Raw genomic sequence first — 22,290 nt, forward strand, 5'->3', positions numbered from 1 at the left:
TTCATCCAGCTTCCTCTCCCTTTTGTCCGCTCGTTTTCATCAGCTGATGAATCGCCTCTTTCACAGACGCCCCATTCGGTTCTTTCAATAGCGTCAAAAACGGAAGATGAGCCACCCATTCATACCCTTCCATCACCTTATGATCAAACGACCTGAGGACAACACACGGTGTTTGCGTAATCGCACAAAAAATCATGCCGTGAAGCCGGTCTGTCACGACGACCTGCGCCTTACTTAACTCTGTCCATAAGGCAGATAATTCATCTAAGCGAGTCGTTCGATCCACTCGTTTGCCAATTGTCGTTGTGATCAAACCGACTTGATCATACGTCTCTTGAACATGCTGCTTTAGCTGCCGCCGCTCCTTTTCGGTGAGGTACGCTTCCTTATCCTCTCGCAAACAAAGTAAAACCCCTTCACGTTTTTGTTCCTTGGTTGATTCATCTAATGTCAGCACCATATCAGGCTGTTTCCACACATCTTGATCAGGGAAGTGCTGCTTCATCCAAGTGTAGGTTGTTTGATCTCTTGCCATGAGAAGCAGCCTCGGATGGTGTTTGTATGTTTGAATAGCGCGGCGTTCCTCTCTTTTTCCTCTCTTTGTTTCTGTAAAATGGGCAGTGGCCGGCAGTTGAATCACCGGATAGGACTTGAAGGTTTTCATGATAAATTGTCTCGTCCATTCTTCATAACGGTATAAGTCCCCCATATTGCCCCCACCGATGATACAGACGATGTCTTCCGGGTGCCGCATACGCTTTAACGGACGGGCGAGGCGATAGATCTCTTTCATGTCCACTTCCATGATGTCATAGGCGGGAAAGTGCTCTTTTAAAAAACAATAACTCGCATAGGCAATCGCATGATCCCCTAAATTATCATGTCCTGGCAGCAGCGTGAGAATGATTTTCTTCTGATGACTCCGCTCTGGCAGGCTTTGGCGGCTCAGTCGATATTCAAGCGGATATTTAACCTTTAAGAGCAGCCACTCTGCGGCGTGCGCCTTCAATTGCTGCAATGTCAATCTCATCACCCCTATTTCCTTGTTTGATATTCGATCCATTTTTGATAGCTAGAAGCGGCGGCAGAAAGCGGATAGACCAGCCGGCACTTCGCAAGGAATAAAATCATTCGCTTTCGCGCGGTGAGCTTCGATGGCTCCACTTGTTTGACGGCATGCTGAAAAGCCTCGTGTGTCACCATTTCCCGCATATGATCAAGCTTTTCCCGAAGAGAGAGTGCATTTTGGCTCTTCCATTCGTTGAGCATACAATGAAGAGTGTGATTGACAATAAAAAAATCAAGTGCCTTCTCATACAGAGAGATGTCATCATATTCTGTCAAAAACAAGCGCTGTGCATGATAAAAGGTTAGTCCATGATGAAAATACTGCTTTTGATATCGCTGCACAATAGAAGATAGATGAACACGGTAGTAATAAAGAGGTTCATGAACAAAGGCAATGCTGCGTGATAAAGAAAAACAGCGCAGCGTCACATATTGATCTTCTATGTTCTCAAGTTCTCCCCGCAGCGGAAATCGAATGTCGTGTTCTTCGATAAAGGCACGCCGATACAGCTTATTCCATGAAAACCCCGTCATGTCTCCGTGCAATAACGCTTCAATTAAAATCGTTTTTTCCGCCGACCGCTCGGCTAACAGCGTCGTTGGTATGGTTCGCTTTGACTGTTCAAATTGAATCCAGTACTCACTGATGACTAAATCTGCGCCGGTCATTTCAGCTTTTTCATACAAGGCTTCGCAGTAATGAGGCGCGAGAATATCATCTGAATCAATAAAGGCAATATACGTGCCCTTTGCTTCTTCGATGCCCCGGTTTCTCACAGCGCCTAACCCTTGATTGGTTTGATGAATGACCCGAAACCGCTGATCTTGTGCAGCAAATGCTTCAAGATATTCTCCGCTGTGATCTGTAGATCCATCATTCACGAGAATAACCTCTATATCTGAAAAACTTTGATCTGCAATTGATTGAAGGCATTGCTCCACATACTGACTCGTATTGTAGACTGCGACCAATAGACTGATAGCTGGCATTACAACATGCCCCACCTTTCTCAAAATCTACTTTGTAAATATCGTCCTGTACGGTAACACAGATGAATCGAACGGCATCAGCATGATGCTGTACAGAATATAGCAAACAGCAATCCCTACATAGATAAAAACATTAGACCGCTGATCAAAAATACGTGTGAAATACGGCAGTAAAATAAGCTGATACAAGCCAAAATAAATATGAAATCTTGCATAAATGACATCCTTGGTGGCAAGGATGCCAAACAAGAAACCGAGCAAACAAAAGTTCACAACGTAATCACTCTCAGGCGTCAGCTCACGAAGCCGTTTTCGATAAAAGAACGCAAGCAAAAGCGGCAAAATCAATACACCGATTTTTGTCACATTCATTCCATTTGTATTCGTTGTGAGCCATTCCTCGTAATGCCCATATGAACTGCCTTGCAGCATTACGACAAACACGGAAATAAAGCGGTCATAAAGAGCGGTTAACCCTAAGAAAATCATGCATAAGACCAGCATCATCCAAGACCACGATTTTGTTCTCACGATAAAATATACAGGAATCATGATGAGAGCCGATGAATGAAACAATGAACATACGAGGACGAGCGGAAAATACAATTTCCACTGACCATTGATCACAAGACGGATGGCATAAAAAAGAACCGCCGCCACCATATACTGACGCATGCCATTAAACGAAGCGTAATAATGAAAGGTGCCGAGAAAAAGCAGCATACTCAGCTCAAAGGGACGACCATATTGAATGAGCGTCTTGATGATAAAAAAATAAGTGATCGCCCCAACCGAGATATACATGATTTGCGGATCATGGGACAGTTGATTGAGCATCCATAAAATAAACGTAAATCCTGGGTCAGTGGCCGCCTTGTCCACACCAAATCCGAATATGTGCCAAGGCTTTTCATAATTGATGGAGAACTCATACATCTGTCCATATGTGACAAAATCGGTTCCTACTTTGTACCGAATACCAGCGACAATACAAAGAAACAAAAACGGAAATAACACGAGAATCTTGTTAGGCCGCCATCCGCTTTGAATGGTATCATCACGCCTGCCGTAAAATGCGGCAAAGCTCGACCATAAATAGACCATGATCATGTTCACCAAATATACCGCCATCTGCCATTCCTTCCTTACAGTCCATATCCTTTCATCACACGTGTGATGTTCTGTTTGACATCAAATCCTCTTTGTTCAAGCTGGTACGTAATGGTCTCTTGAAGAGGAGGCTCTGCATGATACGCTTCAAGCACCGCCTTCATCCATTCATGCGCGGAATCCCGAAGCGACATTCTTTTCACAAGACCGCAGCCTAAATCTACTTCCTCTGTAATATGATCTGAAATCACACAAGGCAATCCAGATGCCTGTGCTTCCACTAAAACGAGTGGAAGGCCTTCAAACAAGGAAGGCATCACAAATACATCAAATGCTTTCATATAGTCTGGAACGTCCGATACAACACCTGTAAAGACAATGTTGTCTAACAAACCGGCCTTTTCCGCATATGATTCAACCACCTGCCTCAGCGGTCCATCCCCTACAAGGACGAGCTGAAATGAGACCCCCTGCTTCTTTAAGGTCTGTGCCAATTCCATAAAAAAAACGTGATTTTTTTGTTCATGAAAACGGCCAATATGACCTATCACCATACTCTTTTCCTGAAGACCAAGCTGCTTTTTGATCTTCACCTTTTCTTCTGGATCAGGCTGAAAGAAAAGGGATAAATCGATCCCATTCGGCAGCACCTCAACCTGTCCATTCTTCATTTTCTTCTGCCCAAATAAAAAGGAACCGGCATCCTCACCGCATGCAACAAGCTTTGTAGAAAATGCAAAAATCAGCCGGCGAAACCCTTTGAGCATCATATGGTCTACCCAATTTGGCGACTGTTTCCAAGCTGTATTATGCGAATGACAAATCCGCACCTTTACACCCGCCAATTTCGCAGCAAGGGCAGAGAAGCCTGTTTGAAAATCTGTATGTGCATGCACTGCTTGATACGGTCCTGTTCGTTTGATCGTCTTTGTCAATGTTCTGACAAATGCCAAAGGAGAGGATGCCCCAATACTCGGGACGTAAAAGATACGTCCTCCGAGCCTCTGAATTTCCTCATCATAATCACAGACATCCTTCCGGTGGGTAATAAAGTCAAATTGGAGGACATTTCTATCAAGTGCACGATAGATGTTCATGATCATCGTTTCAGCTCCGCCGCGGTTCATCCCGCCCACAATATGAAGTACACGCTTTGGCTCACTCATCCCGAATCGTCCTCCTTTTCAACAAAGACGCCTCCAGCTTCCGCTGGTGATAAAATTTCATGATCTTCGGTGATAAACAGGCGCGGACCACCGGCTTTAGCGCAAACAAATAATGAACCGGCGACAATTTTAATAACCAGCATGCTTTCAAAACGAGCCAAGCATTGTCTATCGAATATTGAAACTTACGACGCTGAAAAGCCGCTTCATCCTCTCTCACAAGGTATAACGGCTCTTGTAAATTAAAGCCTTTTCTCCCCGTAGCAAAAAAACGGATCCACAGATCAATATCTTCCATCCGCCTCGTTGTTTTCACAGAGCGATATCCATTTAAAGCCTTGTACGCAGCAGCCCTCATCATAATGGTTCCATGACAAAAAGGCGTCCCTCTTGCCAGCACTTTTCGATCAGGCTCTGAAATCAGTGCACGTACCCCTTTTGTACCCGATTCATCAAACACGGTCATCGCCGTCCCGACCACATCATATTCAGGATGTGATTCAAGGAAATGCACCTGTTTTTCTAAACGATCAAGTACTGATATATCGTCGCCATCCTGCCTTGCAATCAAGTCTCCCCTCGCTTCAGCTAGACAGCGATTCAGACTGGCAGCGAGCCTTTGATTATGCTCATTGCGGATAAGGCGAATTCTTTCAGGTTCTCGTTTTGTATAGGACAGCACTGTTTCATAGGTGCCGTCTGTTGATGCGTCATCACATATGATGAACTCCCAGTTGTCATATGTTTGATGAAGAATGGATTCAATACTTTCTTCTACTGTGTCTTGGCAATTGTAGACGCCCATGATGATAGACACCTTTGGCTTATGCATGCTCACATCACCTTCTCTGCTTGATCCATAAAGGTTGTATAAATTTCTTCCATAGCACTCACCGTCTGCTCCTGTGCAAATGCATGGGCTAAGGAGCGCCCCGCTTTTCCCATGAGGGGCAGCTGATCTCTTCTGTGATAAAGCTGGTGCAAATATTCAGCCAAGTCATTCACATCATGCGGTTTGACTAAAAAACCATTCACGCCATGTCTGATCAACTCACAGTGTCCTCTATTCTCTGTTGCAATGACCGGCTTTTCCGCAGACATCGCTTCAAGCAGATTCATGCCGAGCCCTTCTCTCAAACTAGTCGACACACATACATCACTCAAATGCATCCATTCCTCAATTTGTTTGCAAAAACCAGCAAAGTGGACATGCTTTTCAAGATGGAGTTCGTGAACCAGCTTTTCATACATCGGCCTCATTGCCCCTTCACCGGCAAACACGATCTTCACGTTTGGTATTTTCCTATATAGCTGGGCACATGCTTTGATGAGCATCCCTTGGTTTTTATTCGCATTTAATTCGCCAGCGCACAGCACAATAAAATCTTCTGAAGAAAAGCCATGGACTGCACGAAGACGCTGCTTCTCTTTTGCATTAACTGGTGCAAATCGTTTCATATCCACACCCATACCAGGAACGTAATAAACAGATGCCCACTCTTTTGATAGACGATCTGCTCTTTTAAAATCCTCTCCATTAATGGTGATCAGAGCGTCTGTATGGCGGGCGAGCCATCGCTCAATCGGATAATAGAGCAGCCAGTTTTGAAGCGGTGCTCCTTGCCAAAAGTGAAAGCCATGTGCTGTGTAAAGAACCTTCGTCCCTTTTTTGCGCGTGCTTTTGGCTGCTAGTCTGCCAATCACACTTCCCATTGGTGTGTGGCAATGGATAAAGTCGTAGTGCTCTTTCGCTAACAGCTTCTTCAGCTCCACATACGCAAACCGGTTGTGCACATGAAAAGGAGATCGCTGAATCGGAATCGAGTGCGCTTGATCCACATAGGGAAGCTCCAGCTGACCATTTGCCGCTGTATGCACTTCCCATCCTTGTTCTTGAAACCACCGGAAATACGGAAGGTGAAATGCCTTAAAATGATAGTCAACCGTTGCGCAAAACAAGATTTTTTTCTTCATCAGCAAGTGCTTCCCCCTCTCTTGTCATCTGTTCAGACAACAAATCATGCGATTCGATGGCAGCAAACAATGCTTCTCTCATTTGCTCTTCACTCATCATGTCAAATTCATGGATAAAGCGGTTCAGCACATATGGATCCCCATCCAGCGCATGGCCGATATGAATTTTCGGGAAAATTTGTTCCTGTGCTTTTTCATGCTGGTTGAGTAGTTCCTCATACATTTTCTCCCCAGGGCGAATGCCTGTGAACGTAATCGGAATCTGGTCTGTGGTGTAGCCTGAGAGGTGAATGAGGTTTTCTGCGAGGTCAACAATTTTCACTGGCTCCCCCATATCTAATACAAAAATCTGTCTTCCTTCTGCCAAGGCACCCGCCTGAATGACAAGTCTCGATGCTTCTGGAATGGTCATAAAATATCTTGTCATGGCTGGGTGTGTGACCGTGACCGGCCCGCCTTGTTCAATCTGTTTCTTAAAAATTGGAATGACGCTTCCCCTGCTTCCGAGTACATTTCCAAACCGAACCGCGACAAATTTTGTGTCACTGCTTGCCCCCATTTGCATGATCAGCATTTCAGCAAATCGCTTTGTGGCGCCCATCACATTGGCAGGATTGACCGCTTTGTCAGAGGAAATGAGGACGAATGTTTCAATGCCATGCTCATGTGCAGCTTCTGCGACATTTTTTGTCCCGATAATATTGTTTTTCACTGCTTCTTTTGGACTGATCTCCATGAGCGGGACGTGCTTATGTGCCGCAGCATGATAAATCATATCCGGCTGAAACTGACCAACGATTTCACTCATTTTCTGTTTATCTTGGATATCCGCAATTTGCGGATAGAGACTGATGGTGTCCCCATAGATTTCTTTCAGCTCTAGTAAAATAGAATGAATGCTAAATTCTCCATGTCCCACAAGCACAATCGCTTGAGGAGCAAACACACAAATTTGACGACAGATTTCTGACCCAATCGATCCGCCTGCCCCTGTGACCATGATGGTTTTCCCCTTTAAATGGACAGATAGACGGCTCGAATCTAATTGAATCGGTTCTCTACCTAATAAATCCTCTGGCTGTACATCTCGTAATTGATTCAGCGCATGGGTTCCTTTTAAAATCTGCTCCATCTCCGGCATGATCTGTGTCTTGATCCCAGTCGCTACGCATTCCTTATACAGTCCTTTTAACGTATGGCTGCTTTTGGACGGAATGGCGATGATGATCTTTTGAATATCCATCATCACAACAGCTGTTTGAATCTGTTCTTTTCCACCTAGAACAGGCAGTCCCATGATTTCAAGCCTATGCTTCGTCTTGTCATCATCTATGAAGGCGACTGGCTCAATATGTACATCACTCGATTGCTGAAGCTGACGAACGATGATGGTTCCAGCTGATCCGGCGCCAATGATTAAGGCCCGCTCCTTTTCTACCTGCAGCCGCTTTGCCCCATCATGTAATAGCCGGGACGCCATTCGAGATGCACCGATGAATAATACGTGAAAAAGCCACACGATGAATAAAAAACGGAAGGGCCATGTCTGCACGAAAAGGTACAGTATTGCCATTGAAAATAAAAAAGAACATACAAAGGTCTTCATTAAAGAAAATAGCTCTCTTACCCCTGTATAAGCCCATACTTGCTTGTACACGTGAAAAATATACGAAAACAAATGGTGCCCAATGAGCAGACTGAGCGAAGAAATGACGAGCATTTCAAATGTATAAACAGTTAACGCCGCTTCTTGGACAAATTGAAAACCAAAAAAGACAGCCACTAAGATGAGATATGAATCTAGTGCCACGATGATTGATAATCTTTGGGCGTAAGTCAACGCTCCTCCCCCTTTTTAAAACATCACTATTCTTACGTAAAATGGGCATCAAACCCGTCCTCACATCCCACTATTGATGACGAGCATCTAAGGCATTGGTCATGCCCACAGCAGGATCGAGTGCCTCCATTGTTAAAGATTAGGAGACATCACCTATCAATCTTGTTAATACATATACAGCCTTCCCTTTTTCTCTTTCTTGCCATTTAGCATAGCCCCAAGCAGTTTACCTGTTGTCTCGTCTAACACTTCTTTTGATTTCTTGACCGCAGCTATCTTGGTTTTGCCGCTTAAGACAACAAGAATGCTTCCATCTGTCCGGTTCGCCAGGATCTTTGCATCGGCTACTGGCAGAAGCGGCGAAGAATCAACAATCACCATGTCATATTGCTGTTCAATTTCATAAAACAGCTGCTTCATGACAGAAGAGGAGAGCAGCTCAGCTGGATTCGGCGGAATGGTTCCGCTCGGAAGCAGCTCTAAATGTTCAATAGGTGTGGGTAAAATAGCTTCCTCCAAGCTGCAATTATTTAATAGCACATTGGTCAAGCCCGTGTGATGACTCAGGTCAAAATATTCATGAACAGCCGGCTTTCGCAAATCAGCATCCATTAGCAGCACCCGCTTTTTCTGCTGTGCAAAAACAGCTGCTAGATTTGCAGCCGTAAATGATTTCCCTTCCTTCGGCAAGGAGGATGTCACCAATATGGATTTCAGCCTTGTTTGGATTGATGTGAATTCGATGTTCGTTCGGATCGTACGAAATTGTTCTGCTATGACAGAGTGAGGATCTAATACAGAAATACAGGATAAATCTCTCTTTTCTCTTTTCTTTCTCTTAAAGATCAATGTTCTGTCCTCCCGTTATGACGGACTGCTTGTCTTTTTTTGCCCTCCTGTCTGCCTGCATCTGATAGACGCTGCCGAGCGACGGCAATCCGATCTCTTCTCTTATTTGATGTGTTCGTTTTACAGTATCATCGAGTAGGTTCATTAAGAAAATGAGTGTTACCCCCCCTAATAAAGAGGCGCCTAGTGCCAGTACGATATGAACGAATTTTCTTGAATTCATGAGAATCGTATTGGACAGCTTGGCTTCAGACAAAACATTAATGCGATCCATATTCATGGTTTTTTTGATTTCTTCTTGCAGCACCTCTGTTGCAGTATTCGCGATGGCAACTGCCTTTGCGCGATCCTCATCTTGCACAGAAATATTGATGACCTCAGACTCATTTTCTGTACTTGTGGCAATTTTGTGTTTTAATCCTTCAGCTGATTCTGTGAGATTGAGTGTTTCTTTTACTTTTTCAATGACGATCGGACTTTTTAATAAAACTTGAAAGGTACGTGTATATTGAAGGTTCATCTGAATATCGTTTAAGTTCGCTTGTGCGTCATTGCTGCGTTTATGAACAAGAATTTGAGTGGTTGCCTGATATACAGGAGTCGAGACATAGAACTGATAGTAGGCTGAAATGCCCGTTACGATCAGGACAATCAGGATCAGAAGGGCCATTTTCTCTTTAATGACAGAAAACAGCTGCTTAAAACCTATATTCTCATTCATAGATACCTCCCGATTTCATCATAAAAAGGTTATATATGGTTTCTTTTTGTTAATGATTGGATTATAAAAGATAATACCCGCAAAGAAAAATGTCATAATAGGTCTTATAGTTCTTTTTAAAGAACGAAATCGTTCGTTTTCTTTTGTTTACTTCCTAATTCTTACGTTTTTGAATTTTATAAAGAACAATTTATTTCTTATAATGAACGAAAAGGTCGCAGTACGATTCGCCAGGAAGAAGGGATGATCGAATGATAGGAAAGGTGATACGCATTTACCGAAAGAGGAAGGGATACTCTATTCAGCAGCTGGCTGAAGATGCCCATGTTTCTAAATCGTATTTGAGTAAGATAGAGCGTGGTGTCCACAGAAATCCATCTGTCCAGTTTTTAAAAAAGGTATCCTCTTCGCTAGAGATTGATTTACAAGAGCTATTTGATGCAGAGACGTTGATGTTTCATGAGTCTGAGAGTGGTGAACACGAATGGCGGGAGCATATCGTCAATGCCGTCCAATCCGGCATGCCAAAAGAAGAACTCTATCAGCTGCTCCAAACGTACCGAAAGGAGCAGGAAGAAAAGACGTTACATGTCACTCATAGAAAGTTGACGGATTCGAATATAACAGAGTGGAAGCGTCTGATGAGTGAGGCGAAAGCTATCGGCTTAAGCATTGAGGAAGTAAAAGCATTCCTCGCCAACATGGGAGAACGACGGGCGTAAGCCTTTCAGGAAGAGTCAAATTGCGGGGAGAGGCGTTTGACGCTTCGCTGAAAAAGAGCCTTTTATCATGAAAAGGCTCTTTTTCCTCTTATTCTGCTTTTTTTGTTCGTGCTTTTTTCGTTATATCATTGTTTTTCCAATAGGCCCAGAGAGATGTAATTCCAAGAAAGACTAACGTGATGAATTGCTGAATACCTTCTTCATCAATAGGTATTGGGCTTTTTCCCGCAGCGGTTAGCGCACTGTTGACAAGCGCGAGCAAAAGCAGCACAAGCCTTGCGATTGTACCTGCACTAATTTTTTGAACTTCCAACTGTAACCCCTCCCTTTCTTCCCCTTCACGGGCGGTACGGCTCGTTCTCTCTCATATGTATGCAAAAACCGAAAGAATAGAAGACCGGATCAAAAAAAGAGACATCATGCCTATATAAGGAATGATGCCTGATTTCATCTTATTTTGATGTAGAAAACATCTCTTTCGCTTCATCCAATGCCATTTTATTGCCTAGTGCTGAGTAATCGAGCCATGGCTGATCGGCAATCGGATAGACTTTATTGTTCTTCACAGCTTTTAGACCCTTCCAAATCGGCGTCTTTTCTAATTGCTTGAATGCCTGCTGCGCTTTATCGTCACGGTTCACGACGACAAAGATAGCATCTGCATCATAGTCAGGAAGAACCTCTTGAGAAATCACTTCAAATGGCCGTTTGCTGTCCAGTTTCTTCACCCCATCGACAGGTGTGAGGCCTAAATCCTCGTACAAAATTGGACCCATTGGGCGCTTCATGCTAAATACTCGAAGCTCCTTTGCCGTCACACGGATCGCCATTACTTTTCCGTTTCCAATCTTTTGTTTGATGAGCGATTTGACTTCTTTTGCTTCTTGATTGTAATCCTGAATATATTGATCGGCTTCTTTCTCTTTATTGACGAGCTTGCCGATTTTTTTCAAATGATCACGCCAAGTGCCGTTATTTAAATCAAACACTTCCGTTTTGGCGATTTTCTTATATTTCGATAAATCTTGTCCAGCTAGTTCTTCATCAACGTAAATAACATCTGGTTGTAATGCAAGCAGCGACTCCATATCGGGATCGGCTGCGATGCCCAGCTTCTTCGTACCACTCAGCTGCTTTTTGGCATGTGGAAGAAAATCTTTTAAATCCCCTCCTACAACAGAGCCTGCTGGCTTGATACCGAGAGCTAATAAGTCATTCGTTAAATGAATAGACAAGGAAGCAATTTTCGGTGTTCCATGATCATTTTGAGTTGTTGTATTCTTTGTTTCCTGTTGACCACAAGCGGCAAGCAAAATAAAACAGAGCGTTAAACCAAGCACAAGTAATTTTTTCATGATGAGTTCCTCTTTCTTGTTTATTTCGTTTTTGTTAATAAATAGAGAAAATAAGGAGCGCCGATAAAAGCCACAACGACACCCGCTGGTATGGCATTTGGGGCAAAGATGGAACGTCCAATTGTATCGGCACTGACCAAAATCAACAAGCCAAGCAGCGCACTAACCGGTAAAAAGTATTGATGAAGCGAGCCGACAAGCCGCCTTGCCAAATGCGGGGCGACAAGTCCAATAAAACCAATACCGCCTGTCATTGAAACACTTGCACTCGCCAAACCAACAGCTAAGGTCAGCAAAAGGAGACGCTGACGCTGAACACGTACACCTACACTTGAGGCGACAGCATCTCCTAATGTCAACGCATTGAGCGTGCTTGACTGCATCAGCGTAAGCGGCACAAGGCATACAATCCAAGGCAGAAGCGCTAACACATGAATCCAGTCTCTCCCCCAGACATTTCCGACAAGCCATCTTGAAGCAAATGTGTAAGTATCTTCATCTAGCTTCAATGACAAAAATAATGTCAAAGCACTGAATCCCGCTGCAACTGCAATTCCTACTAAAATCAGCCGGATGGGAACGAGCCCTTCCTGCCGGTCATACGCCAGAAGCACAATGACCGCTGCCGCAAGAAGCCCTCCGCCAAATGTAAAGAGCGGAATAAGAAGAGAGGGATTGCCTTCTAGTGCGTGGAAATACGTCACAAACACGATTAAGCCAAATGCGGCGCCTGCATTCAGTCCAATAATCCCTGGATCGGCCAGCGGGTTACGAGATAAACTTTGCAAAATGCCTCCCGCAATACCAAGACCAATTCCCGCTAGCATCGTTACCACGATTCGAGGCAGACGATAGTCAAACAGCACCGTTTCACTTTGAAAATCTCCAAAGCCGAATAACGTTTTGACGACCACAAGAGGATTTAGTTTTAGCGTACCGGTATTTAAGCTATACAGCACAACAGCCACACTTAAACAAAGCAAAACGACTGTCACAAGAAGAGCCCGCTGTTTCTCTCTCATGACAGGTTCCTCCCTTCTTTTCTGGCAATATACAAGAAGAAAGGAACACCGACAAGTGCCACCATCACGCCAATGGCAAGCTCTCGCGGCGGATTAACGGTGCGGCTGGCAAGGTCAGCAAAGACAAGCAGCACCGCGCCTAATATCGCTGACATCGGAATGACGAAACGATAGTTTACACCAACCAGCTTTCGTGCGATATGCGGGATGACAAGACCGACAAACCCAATGGAGCCGACTGCTGACACAGAAACCCCTGCTAATAATACAGCAGCTACCATTCCTAGTATTCGCACTTGTCGCGTTTTCACCCCTAAATTTGCCGCTACATCTTCACCAAGCGACAGTAGCGACAGTGACCGTCCTAATAGCATCGCCCATACGATCACTATGAGAATGACCGGAGCAAGAATTGTCAGCTGCGGCCATTTCACACCAGCCACTCCGCCTGCATACCAAAACGCAAGGTCCTGGCTTAAGTCAAAATAAATCGCGATTCCAGAGCTAAGTGCATGAAGCAATGCAGCCACAACGGCTCCTGCTACAGTTAAGCGCAGCGGTGTCAAAACGCCGCCAGCCGCACCAATCGCAAAGATCAGCAGCGTACTGAGCACTGCACCAAAAAAGGAAGACAACATAAGTGCCGAATAAGGGATGCCTGGGAAAAAAGCAAAACAAAGAGCGACCACAAACATCGCACCGCCATTGATGCCCAAAATTCCCGCATCGGCCAGCGGGTTTCTTGTAATCCCCTGCATGAGCGCACCCGCTACGGCAAATGCCGCTCCAACAAGAGCTGCTCCTAAAACACGAGGAAGTCTTAACTCATGGATGATCTGCTGCTCTGTGACATCTGACTGATAGTCAAATACAGCTGTCCAAACCGTTTGCAGAGACAATGTTTTGGCACCATATGACACAGCCAAAAACATGGCAACAGCCAAACTAAGGACGGCGAGAAAAAATATCAAAAAGAACAGAATATATGATGATCGTTTTTGTTGAGGTGTTCGCTTATCCTGCAAAATCGGTGTCATCCTTTTCTTCATTAAAAGTCTGTTTGAAAATGAGAATCATAATCATCAAAATTATATCTGCCTGCCTCTCAAAAATCAATGTACACCTCATTTTTTAATTAATGAAGGTATGCAGGTGACAGTGTCATACAGTGTCTTTGCTCGTTTGAAATGGCCTATCATTTTTTCTCATAGTTTAATAGGAAAATAGTTGACATTCCGCCTGAATATCCTCTAAAATGACAAAAGTAAGTCAAATGTTATAAAAATATTACAAACAGATGTCAAACTGATAAAGAATGACCCGTCTTGAGAGGAGATTTGAACGTTGTGTCATTAAAGGGAAAATGGAGTATCGGCCTATTTGCACTTGCGATCGTCATTGGAGTCGTTGCTTTCTTTCAGAATCAACAAGCAAGTGGGACCGAGAAGAAAAATGTAAAGCAGGATACGAACTATAAAAACGTCGAAATCGTTACTCTCGTAAATGACGGGAAATTTATGAGATATGCAGTCAACTATCCTCTTTTTCATCAAAAAGAGCTAGATGACAAGATTCAAAGCTACGCAAATTCAGCTTTAGAGCATTTCAAAAAGACGTTTAGTGAAGCCAAGGACGTCGATGAAAACAAACGCTTTGAACTGAATATTGATTATGATATGGTGCATTATGCGAAGCAGTCGGCTGCTATTCGCTTTACGACTTATACCTATACAGGTCAGCAAAATGGGACCACCAATCATCTCACAATCAACTATGATTTTCAGAAAAAAACCTTTCTTGACACAAAAGATTTATTTCTACCTAAAACCAACTTTTTGAAGAAATTATCCTACATTACATATTCAGAGCTTCAAAAGGACAAAACCTTATCTAAGGATCAGACGCTCCTTCAGAAAGGAACAGCCCCTACTGCCCAAAACTTCAGTCAATTTGCCTTGAAAGAGAAATATGTAGAATTTTATTTCCCAGCATCTCAAGTAGCCGGCGAGGATCTTGGTCCCCAAACACTTGCGATTAAAAAGACGCTGCTGAAAGATATAATGAAGCCAGAATATATGAATAAAACCAAAAATCAAAATGAAATGAAAGAACCAAATCCGAAAAGAAAAGCCGTCAAGCTGCCGCAAAAATCAAAGCTTGATCCAAATAAAAAAGCCATCGCCCTCACATTTGATGATGGTCCGAACCCAGCGACCACCTCAAAGATTTTAGAAGCACTGAAGGAAAATAAAGGACATGCGACCTTTTTCGTATTAGGCAGCAGGGTGCAGTATTATCCTAGTATGCTTGCCGATATTCTAAAAGGCGGGAATGAAATCGGAAACCATTCTTACAGTCATCCTTTATTAACAAGACTGCCTTTAAAGGAGGCGTTAAAACAAGTGAAGGACACTCAGAAGCTGATTGAGAAAGCGAGCGGGTATACACCTACGCACTTTAGACCGCCATATGGTGGAACAAATCAAGACATCAATCAAGCGGTTGGGATGAAGGTCTCTTTATGGGATGTTGATCCTGAGGATTGGAAAATTCGCAACAGCCAGCAGATCACAAACCACGTTCTCTCACATGCAGCAGATGGCAGAACGGTGTTGATGCACGATATTTATGACAGCTCAGCTCAAGCAGCAGTGAAGATTATTCATGAACTCACCAAACAAGGCTATCAGCTCGTCACCGTCAGCGAGCTTGATCAATTAAAAAAAGAACGACATGAACAAGCCCCTGTGCAATAAACACAGGGGTTTTCTTTATGACTCCAAAGATTTCTTTTGTTTCAATAATGCTTGAAATGTCTCCTCCAGCTCCTGAGACGGCTCAATACTTAACCGGCTGAGCACTTCAGACAGCTGTAAATCAATTAACAGAAGCTCCTCTTCTCTTTGGGTCACAGCTGGTTTGTCGCCTTTTTGTTTATACGCTTCATATGTTCCACAAAAAGCTTCAATACGCTTTTCATGAACATGGAAAATGCGAGTCGCCACATTCTCAATCAATCTGCGATCATGGGAAACGAACACAACCGTACCCGGGTAATCCTTCAATAGACCTTCAAGCGCTTCAACTGCCGCCAGATCTAGAAAGTTCGTCGGTTCATCCAGCATGAGAACATTGGCATCGCTGACAAGCAAGGACGCCAGCATGGTCTTCACCCTTTCTCCTCCGCTTAACACCCCGACAGATTTATACACGTCATTCCCTCGAAACCCAAGTCTCGCTAAAACCGTTCGTACCACTGTCTCATCTTGAACTGCCTCTTTCAGCGCATTTTGTAAAATCGATTCATCTACCTTTAATCCTGAAAGATCTTGACGAAAATAGCCGAGCTTGACAGCTTCTGAGCGAGAAACTCCGGGATGTCCATTTACCAGCATTCGGAGAAATGTCGTTTTCCCGCTCCCATTCTTGCCAATGATGGCGACCTTGTCCCCGCCTCTCACTTCCACATTCGCCTGCTTCCAAAGCAATTGATCGCCCGCCTTGCCATCTACATTTTTCACTCGCAAAATGGTACGGCTCGCTACTTCCTTCATTGTGTGCTGCGTCATTTGAATGGGCTGAATGTCTTTTACTTTCTCAACCTTTTCTAATTTCTCCATCCTTGTTTCAATCGATTTGGCTGTTTTTTGCAGCTTTTTTTGCTTATTTGCATAGTAGGGCTTTGCAATTTTTGGCCCTGAGGATTTCAGCTTTTGGGATGGCTTTGTCGCTTTGTCGGCTTTTTTCTTTTTCTTTTCTAGCGCATGCTCTAACTGTTTTTTCTTTTGGGTATAAGCTTCGTACGCTTCCACCTGCTGACGATGCGCCAGCTCTTTTTGCTGTGCAAATTGCGTGTAGTTGCCTTTGTATTGATTGAGCTGTCCATGATCCAGCTCCCAAATCTCCGTACATACCGCATCTAAAAAAGCACGATCATGTGAAACGACAATGAGGGCTCCTTGATAATTGTTCAGCTTCTCTTCCAGCCACTCAATGTGCTCTGTATCTAAATGAGTCGTTGGTTCATCTGCTAATAAAAGGGCAGAAGGACGGTTTAACACGCTTTCAATATACGTCTGGGTCATCTCACCACCACTCTGTGTGCCATCCGCTTGTTTTAGCTGAGGAAGCAGTGTGCAGGTCGTTGTGGCGGCAAACGTGCCACTGTCTGGTGTCTCTTGCCCCGCGAGCACATGCAATAACGTCGTTTTCCCGCTTCCATTTGCCCCGACAAGTCCAATGCGGTCACTTTGATGGATGGCAAGCTCCTCGATATCAAATAACAATCGATCTTTTCGAAAAACCTTTAACTGATTGGCTTTTACTAACATCCAACCCTCTCCTTTCGTATCAGGAGACATGAAAAAGCCTCCCATTCTCAGAATAGGAGGCAAAATGGTGTACAAAAATAAGCGGATCAATTCCAGATGACGTGCCGTTCCTATCTGAACACACACATCCCCCGTATCAATCTTCTCATTCTTTGATTCCCAAGCTGTACCATCCTATTCCGAAGCTAAAAAATGAAAACGCAGCAAACATGGCAAACCAATCGTTTGCTCACTGCCTTCGTTTTTTCATTTTGCTTACAGGTCATAGGATTAGTACTTCATTGCATTGGGTCACCCTTCCGTCGTTTGTTACGTTTACAATAAAAGATTGGTTATTTTTTGTCAAGCTGAAATGGCACAGGTGAGTCCATTCAATTCAGCGTAATAGAAAACCTTTGAAGTCTTGGAAGGACTGGTACCGAAGCGGAACGAATTCCACTTTCACGCACGTCAGACACCAAATGCGTGGGTTTACCTACACGCTAACAGACTCATGATTGAGTCTGTTTCGTCTGCATCCATTGATCAATCGTCCGCAATGCTTTATCTGTTCCACCTGCTGTTTGGAAGCTTTCTTCAATTTTTTCGATTCCAGCACGGTACGTGTTACTTCCCAGAACAGATTCCACGGTTTCTCTTAGCTGCTTTGCTGTCAGCTGTTCTTTATCAAGTGCACGGGCAGCAGATAGCTCGGTCAGTCTTTGTGCGACCATCGGCTGATCTTTGTCGACAGGAATGACAACCATCGGAACGTGATAATGAATGCCTTCATTGACACTGTTCATTCCGCCATGCGTCACAAACACATCTGTCAGCTCAAGCACTTCAAGCTGCGGCACATAAGGCTCGATCAGAAAATGAGAAGGTGCTTCTTTCAAGAGAGACCGATCCACTTTTTCACCTGTTGCGAGCACCACTTTTCCATCAAAATCGGCAAAGGCATCAATACACATATTAAAAAATGCTTCTGTATCCCCAAGAACGGTGCCCATCGAAATAAAGACGACTTTATCTTGCTCAAGTGCTTCCAGCGGGAAATCATGCTGATCTGCCCTTTTTAGAAAGCTCGGTCCAATGAAAACAAATGAATCGTTCACTGCATCGACAGACGGCTGAAAATACTCACTTGTATACACGATATTCAGTTCTCCGCGATTTTTCATGAATTGCATCAAACGTGTTGGCTGAACGCCAAAACGCTCTTGTATGCTTTCTAACAGATGATCGGCTTTCTCATCTTTTCTGTATAGCGGTGTATCAAAATGCGCCTCTTGCAGCACAAAGGATGGGTTTGAACCGATCCCTGGAATTTGTAAATAATCTCGAACAAGCTCCCCTGCCCCAAACATATCAAAATAGACAAAATCAAATGAATGCTGCTGAGAAAGTGTTTCCACCACCTCTAAAATATCAAATGATGTTTGCAGCATGGCATGAAAGAATGGCTGCATGGAATCGAGATTTCCTTCATCCACGTGTAATGTCCGAATATAGTCTGGATGTTTATGTACGTGAGCGCCTAAGCGTTTGATTCGTTCCTCATAATGTACAGTTGTGACCGCATGCACTTCATCTCCACGATCCGCCCAAGCTTTGATGATCCCTAACATAGGATTCACATGCCCTTCAGCGGGAAATGTAATCAATAAAATCTTCGCCACAAGAAATCCCTCCTCATTGTCAATTCTCTTCCATGTTAATCATATACAGCCAGCAGGCTCAACAAATACGCCTGTAAAGGGAAGAAATGAGTCTTATGGCTAGTATTTTAAGAGATGACTAGAAGAAAAAAGACAAAGCCCCAAGTTAAGTGCTTTGTCCTTTTTCTATTATTTTTTGAGCAGCATTTGTTTAAACGCAGCAGACTGTTTTTCAATTGAGATCGGATCTGCATAGATAAATTCATTGATTGAAGTTGAAGAACATTATTCAAACATTAAAATTTTGAGGTCTTTATTGTAACAGTGAACAAGCATAGCATGTAATTGTCCCCTATGATGATATACATGTGCTAATATTTCTAACAACCATTCATACCTTGTATATGTCACACCCCAATATGAAGTGGTACGAGACAGTAATTCTGTGTCCGATAATTTCATATAATTATTTTTTAATGAATGAAAGTTAGTCATTAAGCCATTAACTATCGACTTTAAAGTTCTATATGATACATTAGCATAAAACTTTTCCATCTCTTCTTGGGTAGCCTCATTAGCAATACGCCAGTCCGCTTCACAAATGATCGCAATGTGTTCCAGCAACTCTCCGATAGACTGCTTATGAGGTGTTGGTTTTTTTTGTAAATCACCTTCTTCTAATTGACTTACTATTTCTATTAATGTTTTAACAGCTACTTCAATTTGATGTAAAACACTTTCACAATTCATGAGTGCCCTCCTTATTAAAGGATTCTGCCCTTTTAGTTGAACAAGCTTTGAGAATATTGTTGATTCAATGATTTTAGACTCCAATTATAGATTAACTTTACTTAATCACTATCATAAAGAAAATTTGTCTTTTTAACAATTTTACTCCGTGCTTTTTGGTACAAAATGAACTACTTCACTTAAACGATGATAAATAGTGAAGTTCCTCTCAATTTACTCACACAATACCACTCATAAAAAAACAAAAAACCCTTTATTTCAAAGGGTTTTCAGCTTTTTCATAAATGATAAAACGAAGCCTATCGGATACTATAGACGCGCTCGGAGGGATTCGAACCCCCGGCAGACGTGGTACCGGAAACCACCGCTCTATCCAACTGAGCTACGAGCGCACGATATGTTTTTTGAACGTCAGCATATCAAATTATAAGGGAACTGCTGCAAGAAAGCAATGATATTCTGATGACTTCAAAGAAGAAGCCTGCACCGAAAAGATGCAGACATGTCGACTTATGCACTTTTAACAGATGCAATAATTTTTCGTTCCATGTTTTCATTTACTTCATCCACTGTTTTGACAAGACAAATGATCCCATCAATAAATGGCCAAATGAACAATGTCAACCATCCTAGTAGAAGCATGGTCACTGCATAGCCTTTCTTTTCATCAAGATAAAAACGATGAACGGCAATAGCTCCAAGGAACCACCACAAAATAAATACAACTAATTTCGACTTTTTTTTGGCTTGAAGTTCAGTTGATACAACAATACGCTGTTGATCAGTCAAACTACTTTTCTCCAAAAGATTATCCACTATTATTCCTTCTTTCCGACTATATATAATAATAACATAGGTAATATTACCTCATAACAGAAAATTTTACCATATTTTTTTAAAACTTTTCCATGGTTTAAGAAAAATAAATTTTGGGAAAAATAACATGTGGCTGTCGAATTTTTTGATTGCGTTTTGTTTGACCTTTATTGACCAAAAATGTATCATTGAATTACATACTTACCTAAAAGGTGAAGGAGGAACATTATGAATTTAATACCTACAGTCATTGAACAAACAAATCGTGGGGAAAGAGCTTACGACATTTATTCTCGTCTTTTAAAAGACCGTATTATCATGCTTGGTTCTGCGATCGATGACAATGTTGCCAACTCCATCGTGTCACAGCTGCTTTTCTTAGAAGCTGAAGATCCAGAAAAAGATATTTCTATCTACATTAACAGCCCTGGCGGTTCAATCACAGCTGGTATGGCCATTTACGATACGATGCAATTTATTAAACCAAAGGTATCAACCATTTGTATTGGTATGGCTGCATCTATGGGTGCGTTCCTGCTTGCTGCTGGTGAAAAAGGTAAGCGTTATGCTCTTCCAAACAGTGAAGTCATGATTCACCAACCACTAGGTGGTGCCCAAGGTCAAGCAACAGAAATTGAAATTGCGGCAAAACGAATCCTTTCTTTACGCGATAAACTGAACCAAGTACTTGCTGAACGTACTGGTCAGCCAATCGAAGTCATTGAGCGCGATACAGATCGTGACAACTTCAAAACAGCGGAAGAAGCACTTCAATACGGACTCATTGACAAAGTCTTGACCCGTAATTCAGAAGAACAAAAATAATATGACAAAACAAACCGTCTGCTTCTTGAACAGACGGTTTTTTGTGGTTGAAATACGCTTTAAGACAGCTCCGTCCATTTCTGCTGAAGAGATGGTGTTTGATAAGAAGCCATCTGCGTGATTAATTCCTCCGGTTCGCTGGAGGCATGTAACAATTGGAGGTGTGATTCATTCGAGAAACCTTCCTGTACACTAAACTTCACCATGTCAATGAGCGGATTGAAATAGTCATTCACTTGATACAAGCCGATTGGCTTTTGGTGAATGCCGATTTGTGCCCAGCATAGCACCTCAAATAATTCTTCATATGTACCAAAGCCGCCTGGCATCGCAATAAATCCATCAGCCAGCTCACTCATTTTCGCTTTTCGTTCATGCATTCCTGTTACCTCGATTAATTCTGTCAGCTCTTGATGTACAACTTCTCCTCTAAAAAGCCCCTTAGGCATAACTCCAATGACTTGCCCGCCATGTCTTAAGACCTCATCTGCAATGGCACCCATCAATCCAATTCGTGAACCGCCGTATACAAGACGGATGTCATGCTCTGCCATATAAGTCCCCAGCTCTACAGCCTTTTCTTTGTAGACGTCCTTCACGCCTGGATTCGAACCAGCAAACACACAAATCGTTTTCATCAAAACAGCTCCATCTCTCTCTATGATTTCTTCACCCACTCATTCTACTATAATTGTTTTTAAAAAAACAGCCGCTTCATCTATATATAGTGTAAAATCAAAAGGTACACACCATATAAGGAGCTGTATAAAGAGAATGCAAACAAATGAGATGGAGAAATGGATCAAGGATTTTTACAAAAAGAGAAATTGGACAGAATACGGACCGTTTATCCGGTTAGGGTTCATGATGGAAGAAACAGGAGAACTCGCTCGCGCTGTTAGAGCCATCGAGATCGGACGTGACCGGCCTGACGAGCAAAAACAAAAATCATCTGAGTTGAAGAAAGAACTCGTTGAAGAAATGGGAGATGTGTTAGCGAATCTACTTATTTTAGCCGATCTCTATGATGTCACAGTAGAAGAGATTTTCTCCTCTCATCAACAGAAACTCACAAAGCGTTTTTCAGAACTGAAAAGCACGTGACCACATC

The 22,290-nt window shown here is 43.0% G+C and carries 22 protein-coding genes and 1 tRNA gene; 4 read left to right on the forward strand and 19 right to left on the reverse strand.

Features of this window, described 5'->3' with window-relative positions:
• Nucleotide 1: 1 nt before the first annotated feature.
• The 9 genes from MHB83_RS01665 to MHB83_RS01705 form a co-directional block, all read right to left on the reverse strand.
• On the reverse strand, nucleotides 2-1,030 hold the full coding sequence (locus tag MHB83_RS01665; protein WP_340901221.1) for a polysaccharide pyruvyl transferase family protein: 1,029 nt from the start codon (nucleotides 1,028-1,030) through the stop codon (nucleotides 2-4).
• Nucleotides 1,031-1,035: 5 nt separating this feature from the next.
• Complete coding sequence (locus MHB83_RS01670) at nucleotides 1,036-2,058, reverse strand: glycosyltransferase family 2 protein (RefSeq protein ID WP_342496574.1); 1,023 nt, start codon at nucleotides 2,056-2,058, stop codon at nucleotides 1,036-1,038.
• Between the two features lie 27 nt (nucleotides 2,059-2,085).
• The gene (locus MHB83_RS01675) at nucleotides 2,086-3,189 is read right to left on the reverse strand and encodes an EpsG family protein (RefSeq protein WP_003213102.1); all 1,104 of its coding nucleotides are present in this window, start codon (nucleotides 3,187-3,189) and stop codon (nucleotides 2,086-2,088) included.
• 14 nt (nucleotides 3,190-3,203) lie between these two features.
• Complete coding sequence (locus MHB83_RS01680) at nucleotides 3,204-4,334, reverse strand: glycosyltransferase family 1 protein (RefSeq protein WP_310425655.1); 1,131 nt, start codon at nucleotides 4,332-4,334, stop codon at nucleotides 3,204-3,206.
• Nucleotides 4,327-5,166 (reverse strand): glycosyltransferase, encoded by an 840-nt coding sequence (locus tag MHB83_RS01685; protein WP_342496575.1) that lies wholly within the window; start codon nucleotides 5,164-5,166, stop codon nucleotides 4,327-4,329. Before MHB83_RS01685 ends, MHB83_RS01680 begins: the two co-directional genes overlap by 8 nt.
• A gap of 2 nt (nucleotides 5,167-5,168) precedes the next feature.
• Nucleotides 5,169-6,308, reverse strand: a complete 1,140-nt coding sequence (locus MHB83_RS01690) for a glycosyltransferase family 4 protein (RefSeq protein ID WP_253622227.1) — start codon at nucleotides 6,306-6,308, stop codon at nucleotides 5,169-5,171.
• A complete protein-coding gene (locus tag MHB83_RS01695) occupies nucleotides 6,274-8,148 on the reverse strand; it encodes a nucleoside-diphosphate sugar epimerase/dehydratase (RefSeq protein ID WP_050944234.1) in 1,875 nt (624 codons plus the stop codon). The genes MHB83_RS01690 and MHB83_RS01695 overlap by 35 nt, the downstream gene beginning before the upstream one ends.
• Before the next feature lie 165 nt (nucleotides 8,149-8,313).
• Nucleotides 8,314-8,997 (reverse strand): CpsD/CapB family tyrosine-protein kinase, encoded by a 684-nt coding sequence (locus MHB83_RS01700; protein WP_342496576.1) that lies wholly within the window; start codon nucleotides 8,995-8,997, stop codon nucleotides 8,314-8,316.
• Nucleotides 8,987-9,718, reverse strand: coding sequence for a Wzz/FepE/Etk N-terminal domain-containing protein (locus MHB83_RS01705; protein ID WP_003213148.1), 732 nt, complete (start codon nucleotides 9,716-9,718; stop codon nucleotides 8,987-8,989). The genes MHB83_RS01700 and MHB83_RS01705 overlap by 11 nt, the downstream gene beginning before the upstream one ends.
• Nucleotides 9,719-9,969: 251 nt before the next feature.
• Here MHB83_RS01705 and MHB83_RS01710 point away from each other — a divergent pair, with 251 nt between their 5' ends.
• Nucleotides 9,970-10,440, forward strand: a complete 471-nt coding sequence (locus MHB83_RS01710; RefSeq protein WP_050944236.1) for a helix-turn-helix domain-containing protein — start codon at nucleotides 9,970-9,972, stop codon at nucleotides 10,438-10,440.
• Nucleotides 10,441-10,528: 88 nt separating this feature from the next.
• Here the strand turns inward: MHB83_RS01710 and MHB83_RS01715 are convergent, their stop codons facing one another.
• The 4 genes from MHB83_RS01715 to MHB83_RS01730 form a co-directional block, all read right to left on the reverse strand.
• Nucleotides 10,529-10,753, reverse strand: a complete 225-nt coding sequence (locus MHB83_RS01715) for a phage holin (RefSeq protein ID WP_003212682.1) — start codon at nucleotides 10,751-10,753, stop codon at nucleotides 10,529-10,531.
• A gap of 139 nt (nucleotides 10,754-10,892) precedes the next feature.
• Complete coding sequence (locus MHB83_RS01720) at nucleotides 10,893-11,798, reverse strand: iron-hydroxamate ABC transporter substrate-binding protein (protein ID WP_342496828.1); 906 nt, start codon at nucleotides 11,796-11,798, stop codon at nucleotides 10,893-10,895.
• A gap of 17 nt (nucleotides 11,799-11,815) precedes the next feature.
• Nucleotides 11,816-12,817 carry an iron ABC transporter permease gene (locus MHB83_RS01725; protein ID WP_342496577.1) on the reverse strand — a complete coding sequence of 334 codons (1,002 nt, stop codon included), beginning with the start codon at nucleotides 12,815-12,817 and terminating at the stop codon, nucleotides 11,816-11,818.
• On the reverse strand, nucleotides 12,814-13,842 hold the full coding sequence (locus MHB83_RS01730; RefSeq protein ID WP_170965969.1) for an iron ABC transporter permease: 1,029 nt from the start codon (nucleotides 13,840-13,842) through the stop codon (nucleotides 12,814-12,816). The genes MHB83_RS01725 and MHB83_RS01730 overlap by 4 nt, the downstream gene beginning before the upstream one ends.
• A gap of 321 nt (nucleotides 13,843-14,163) precedes the next feature.
• Here MHB83_RS01730 and MHB83_RS01735 point away from each other — a divergent pair, with 321 nt between their 5' ends.
• Entirely contained in the window at nucleotides 14,164-15,573 is a 1,410-nt protein-coding gene (locus MHB83_RS01735) for a polysaccharide deacetylase family protein (RefSeq protein ID WP_342496578.1), read from the forward strand.
• 15 nt (nucleotides 15,574-15,588) lie between these two features.
• Here the strand turns inward: MHB83_RS01735 and abc-f are convergent, their stop codons facing one another.
• The 5 genes from abc-f to MHB83_RS01760 all read right to left on the reverse strand — a co-directional run bounded on the left by abc-f (nucleotide 15,589) and on the right by MHB83_RS01760 (nucleotide 20,354).
• On the reverse strand, nucleotides 15,589-17,148 hold the full coding sequence (gene abc-f, locus MHB83_RS01740) for an ABC-F type ribosomal protection protein (RefSeq protein ID WP_342496829.1): 1,560 nt from the start codon (nucleotides 17,146-17,148) through the stop codon (nucleotides 15,589-15,591).
• 491 nt (nucleotides 17,149-17,639) lie between these two features.
• Nucleotides 17,640-18,809 (reverse strand): macrolide family glycosyltransferase, encoded by a 1,170-nt coding sequence (locus tag MHB83_RS01745; protein WP_212045564.1) that lies wholly within the window; start codon nucleotides 18,807-18,809, stop codon nucleotides 17,640-17,642.
• A gap of 264 nt (nucleotides 18,810-19,073) precedes the next feature.
• Nucleotides 19,074-19,538: a DinB family protein gene (locus MHB83_RS01750; RefSeq protein ID WP_137054370.1), complete on the reverse strand. Its 465-nt coding sequence runs from the start codon at nucleotides 19,536-19,538 to the stop codon at nucleotides 19,074-19,076.
• A gap of 316 nt (nucleotides 19,539-19,854) precedes the next feature.
• A tRNA-Arg gene (locus tag MHB83_RS01755) sits at nucleotides 19,855-19,930 on the reverse strand.
• Between the two features lie 118 nt (nucleotides 19,931-20,048).
• On the reverse strand, nucleotides 20,049-20,354 hold the full coding sequence (locus MHB83_RS01760; RefSeq protein ID WP_050944247.1) for a TM2 domain-containing protein: 306 nt from the start codon (nucleotides 20,352-20,354) through the stop codon (nucleotides 20,049-20,051).
• A 228-nt stretch (nucleotides 20,355-20,582) separates the two neighbouring features.
• On the opposite strand from MHB83_RS01760, the gene clpP reads away from it, so the two are divergent.
• Nucleotides 20,583-21,179 (forward strand): ATP-dependent Clp endopeptidase proteolytic subunit ClpP, encoded by a 597-nt coding sequence (clpP, locus tag MHB83_RS01765; protein ID WP_024719872.1) that lies wholly within the window; start codon nucleotides 20,583-20,585, stop codon nucleotides 21,177-21,179.
• Nucleotides 21,180-21,238: 59 nt separating this feature from the next.
• Here clpP and MHB83_RS01770 read toward each other — a convergent pair whose 3' ends face one another.
• On the reverse strand, nucleotides 21,239-21,817 hold the full coding sequence (locus MHB83_RS01770; RefSeq protein WP_034620142.1) for a TIGR00730 family Rossman fold protein: 579 nt from the start codon (nucleotides 21,815-21,817) through the stop codon (nucleotides 21,239-21,241).
• 136 nt (nucleotides 21,818-21,953) lie between these two features.
• Between MHB83_RS01770 and MHB83_RS01775 the strand changes: the two genes are divergently transcribed.
• Nucleotides 21,954-22,283: a MazG-like family protein gene (locus MHB83_RS01775; RefSeq protein ID WP_342496579.1), complete on the forward strand. Its 330-nt coding sequence runs from the start codon at nucleotides 21,954-21,956 to the stop codon at nucleotides 22,281-22,283.
• Nucleotides 22,284-22,290 lie beyond the last annotated feature (7 nt).

The sequence above is a fragment of the Bacillus sp. FSL K6-3149 genome (genome assembly GCF_038630515.1).
GTDB lineage: Bacteria > Bacillota > Bacilli > Bacillales > Bacillaceae > Bacillus > Bacillus pumilus.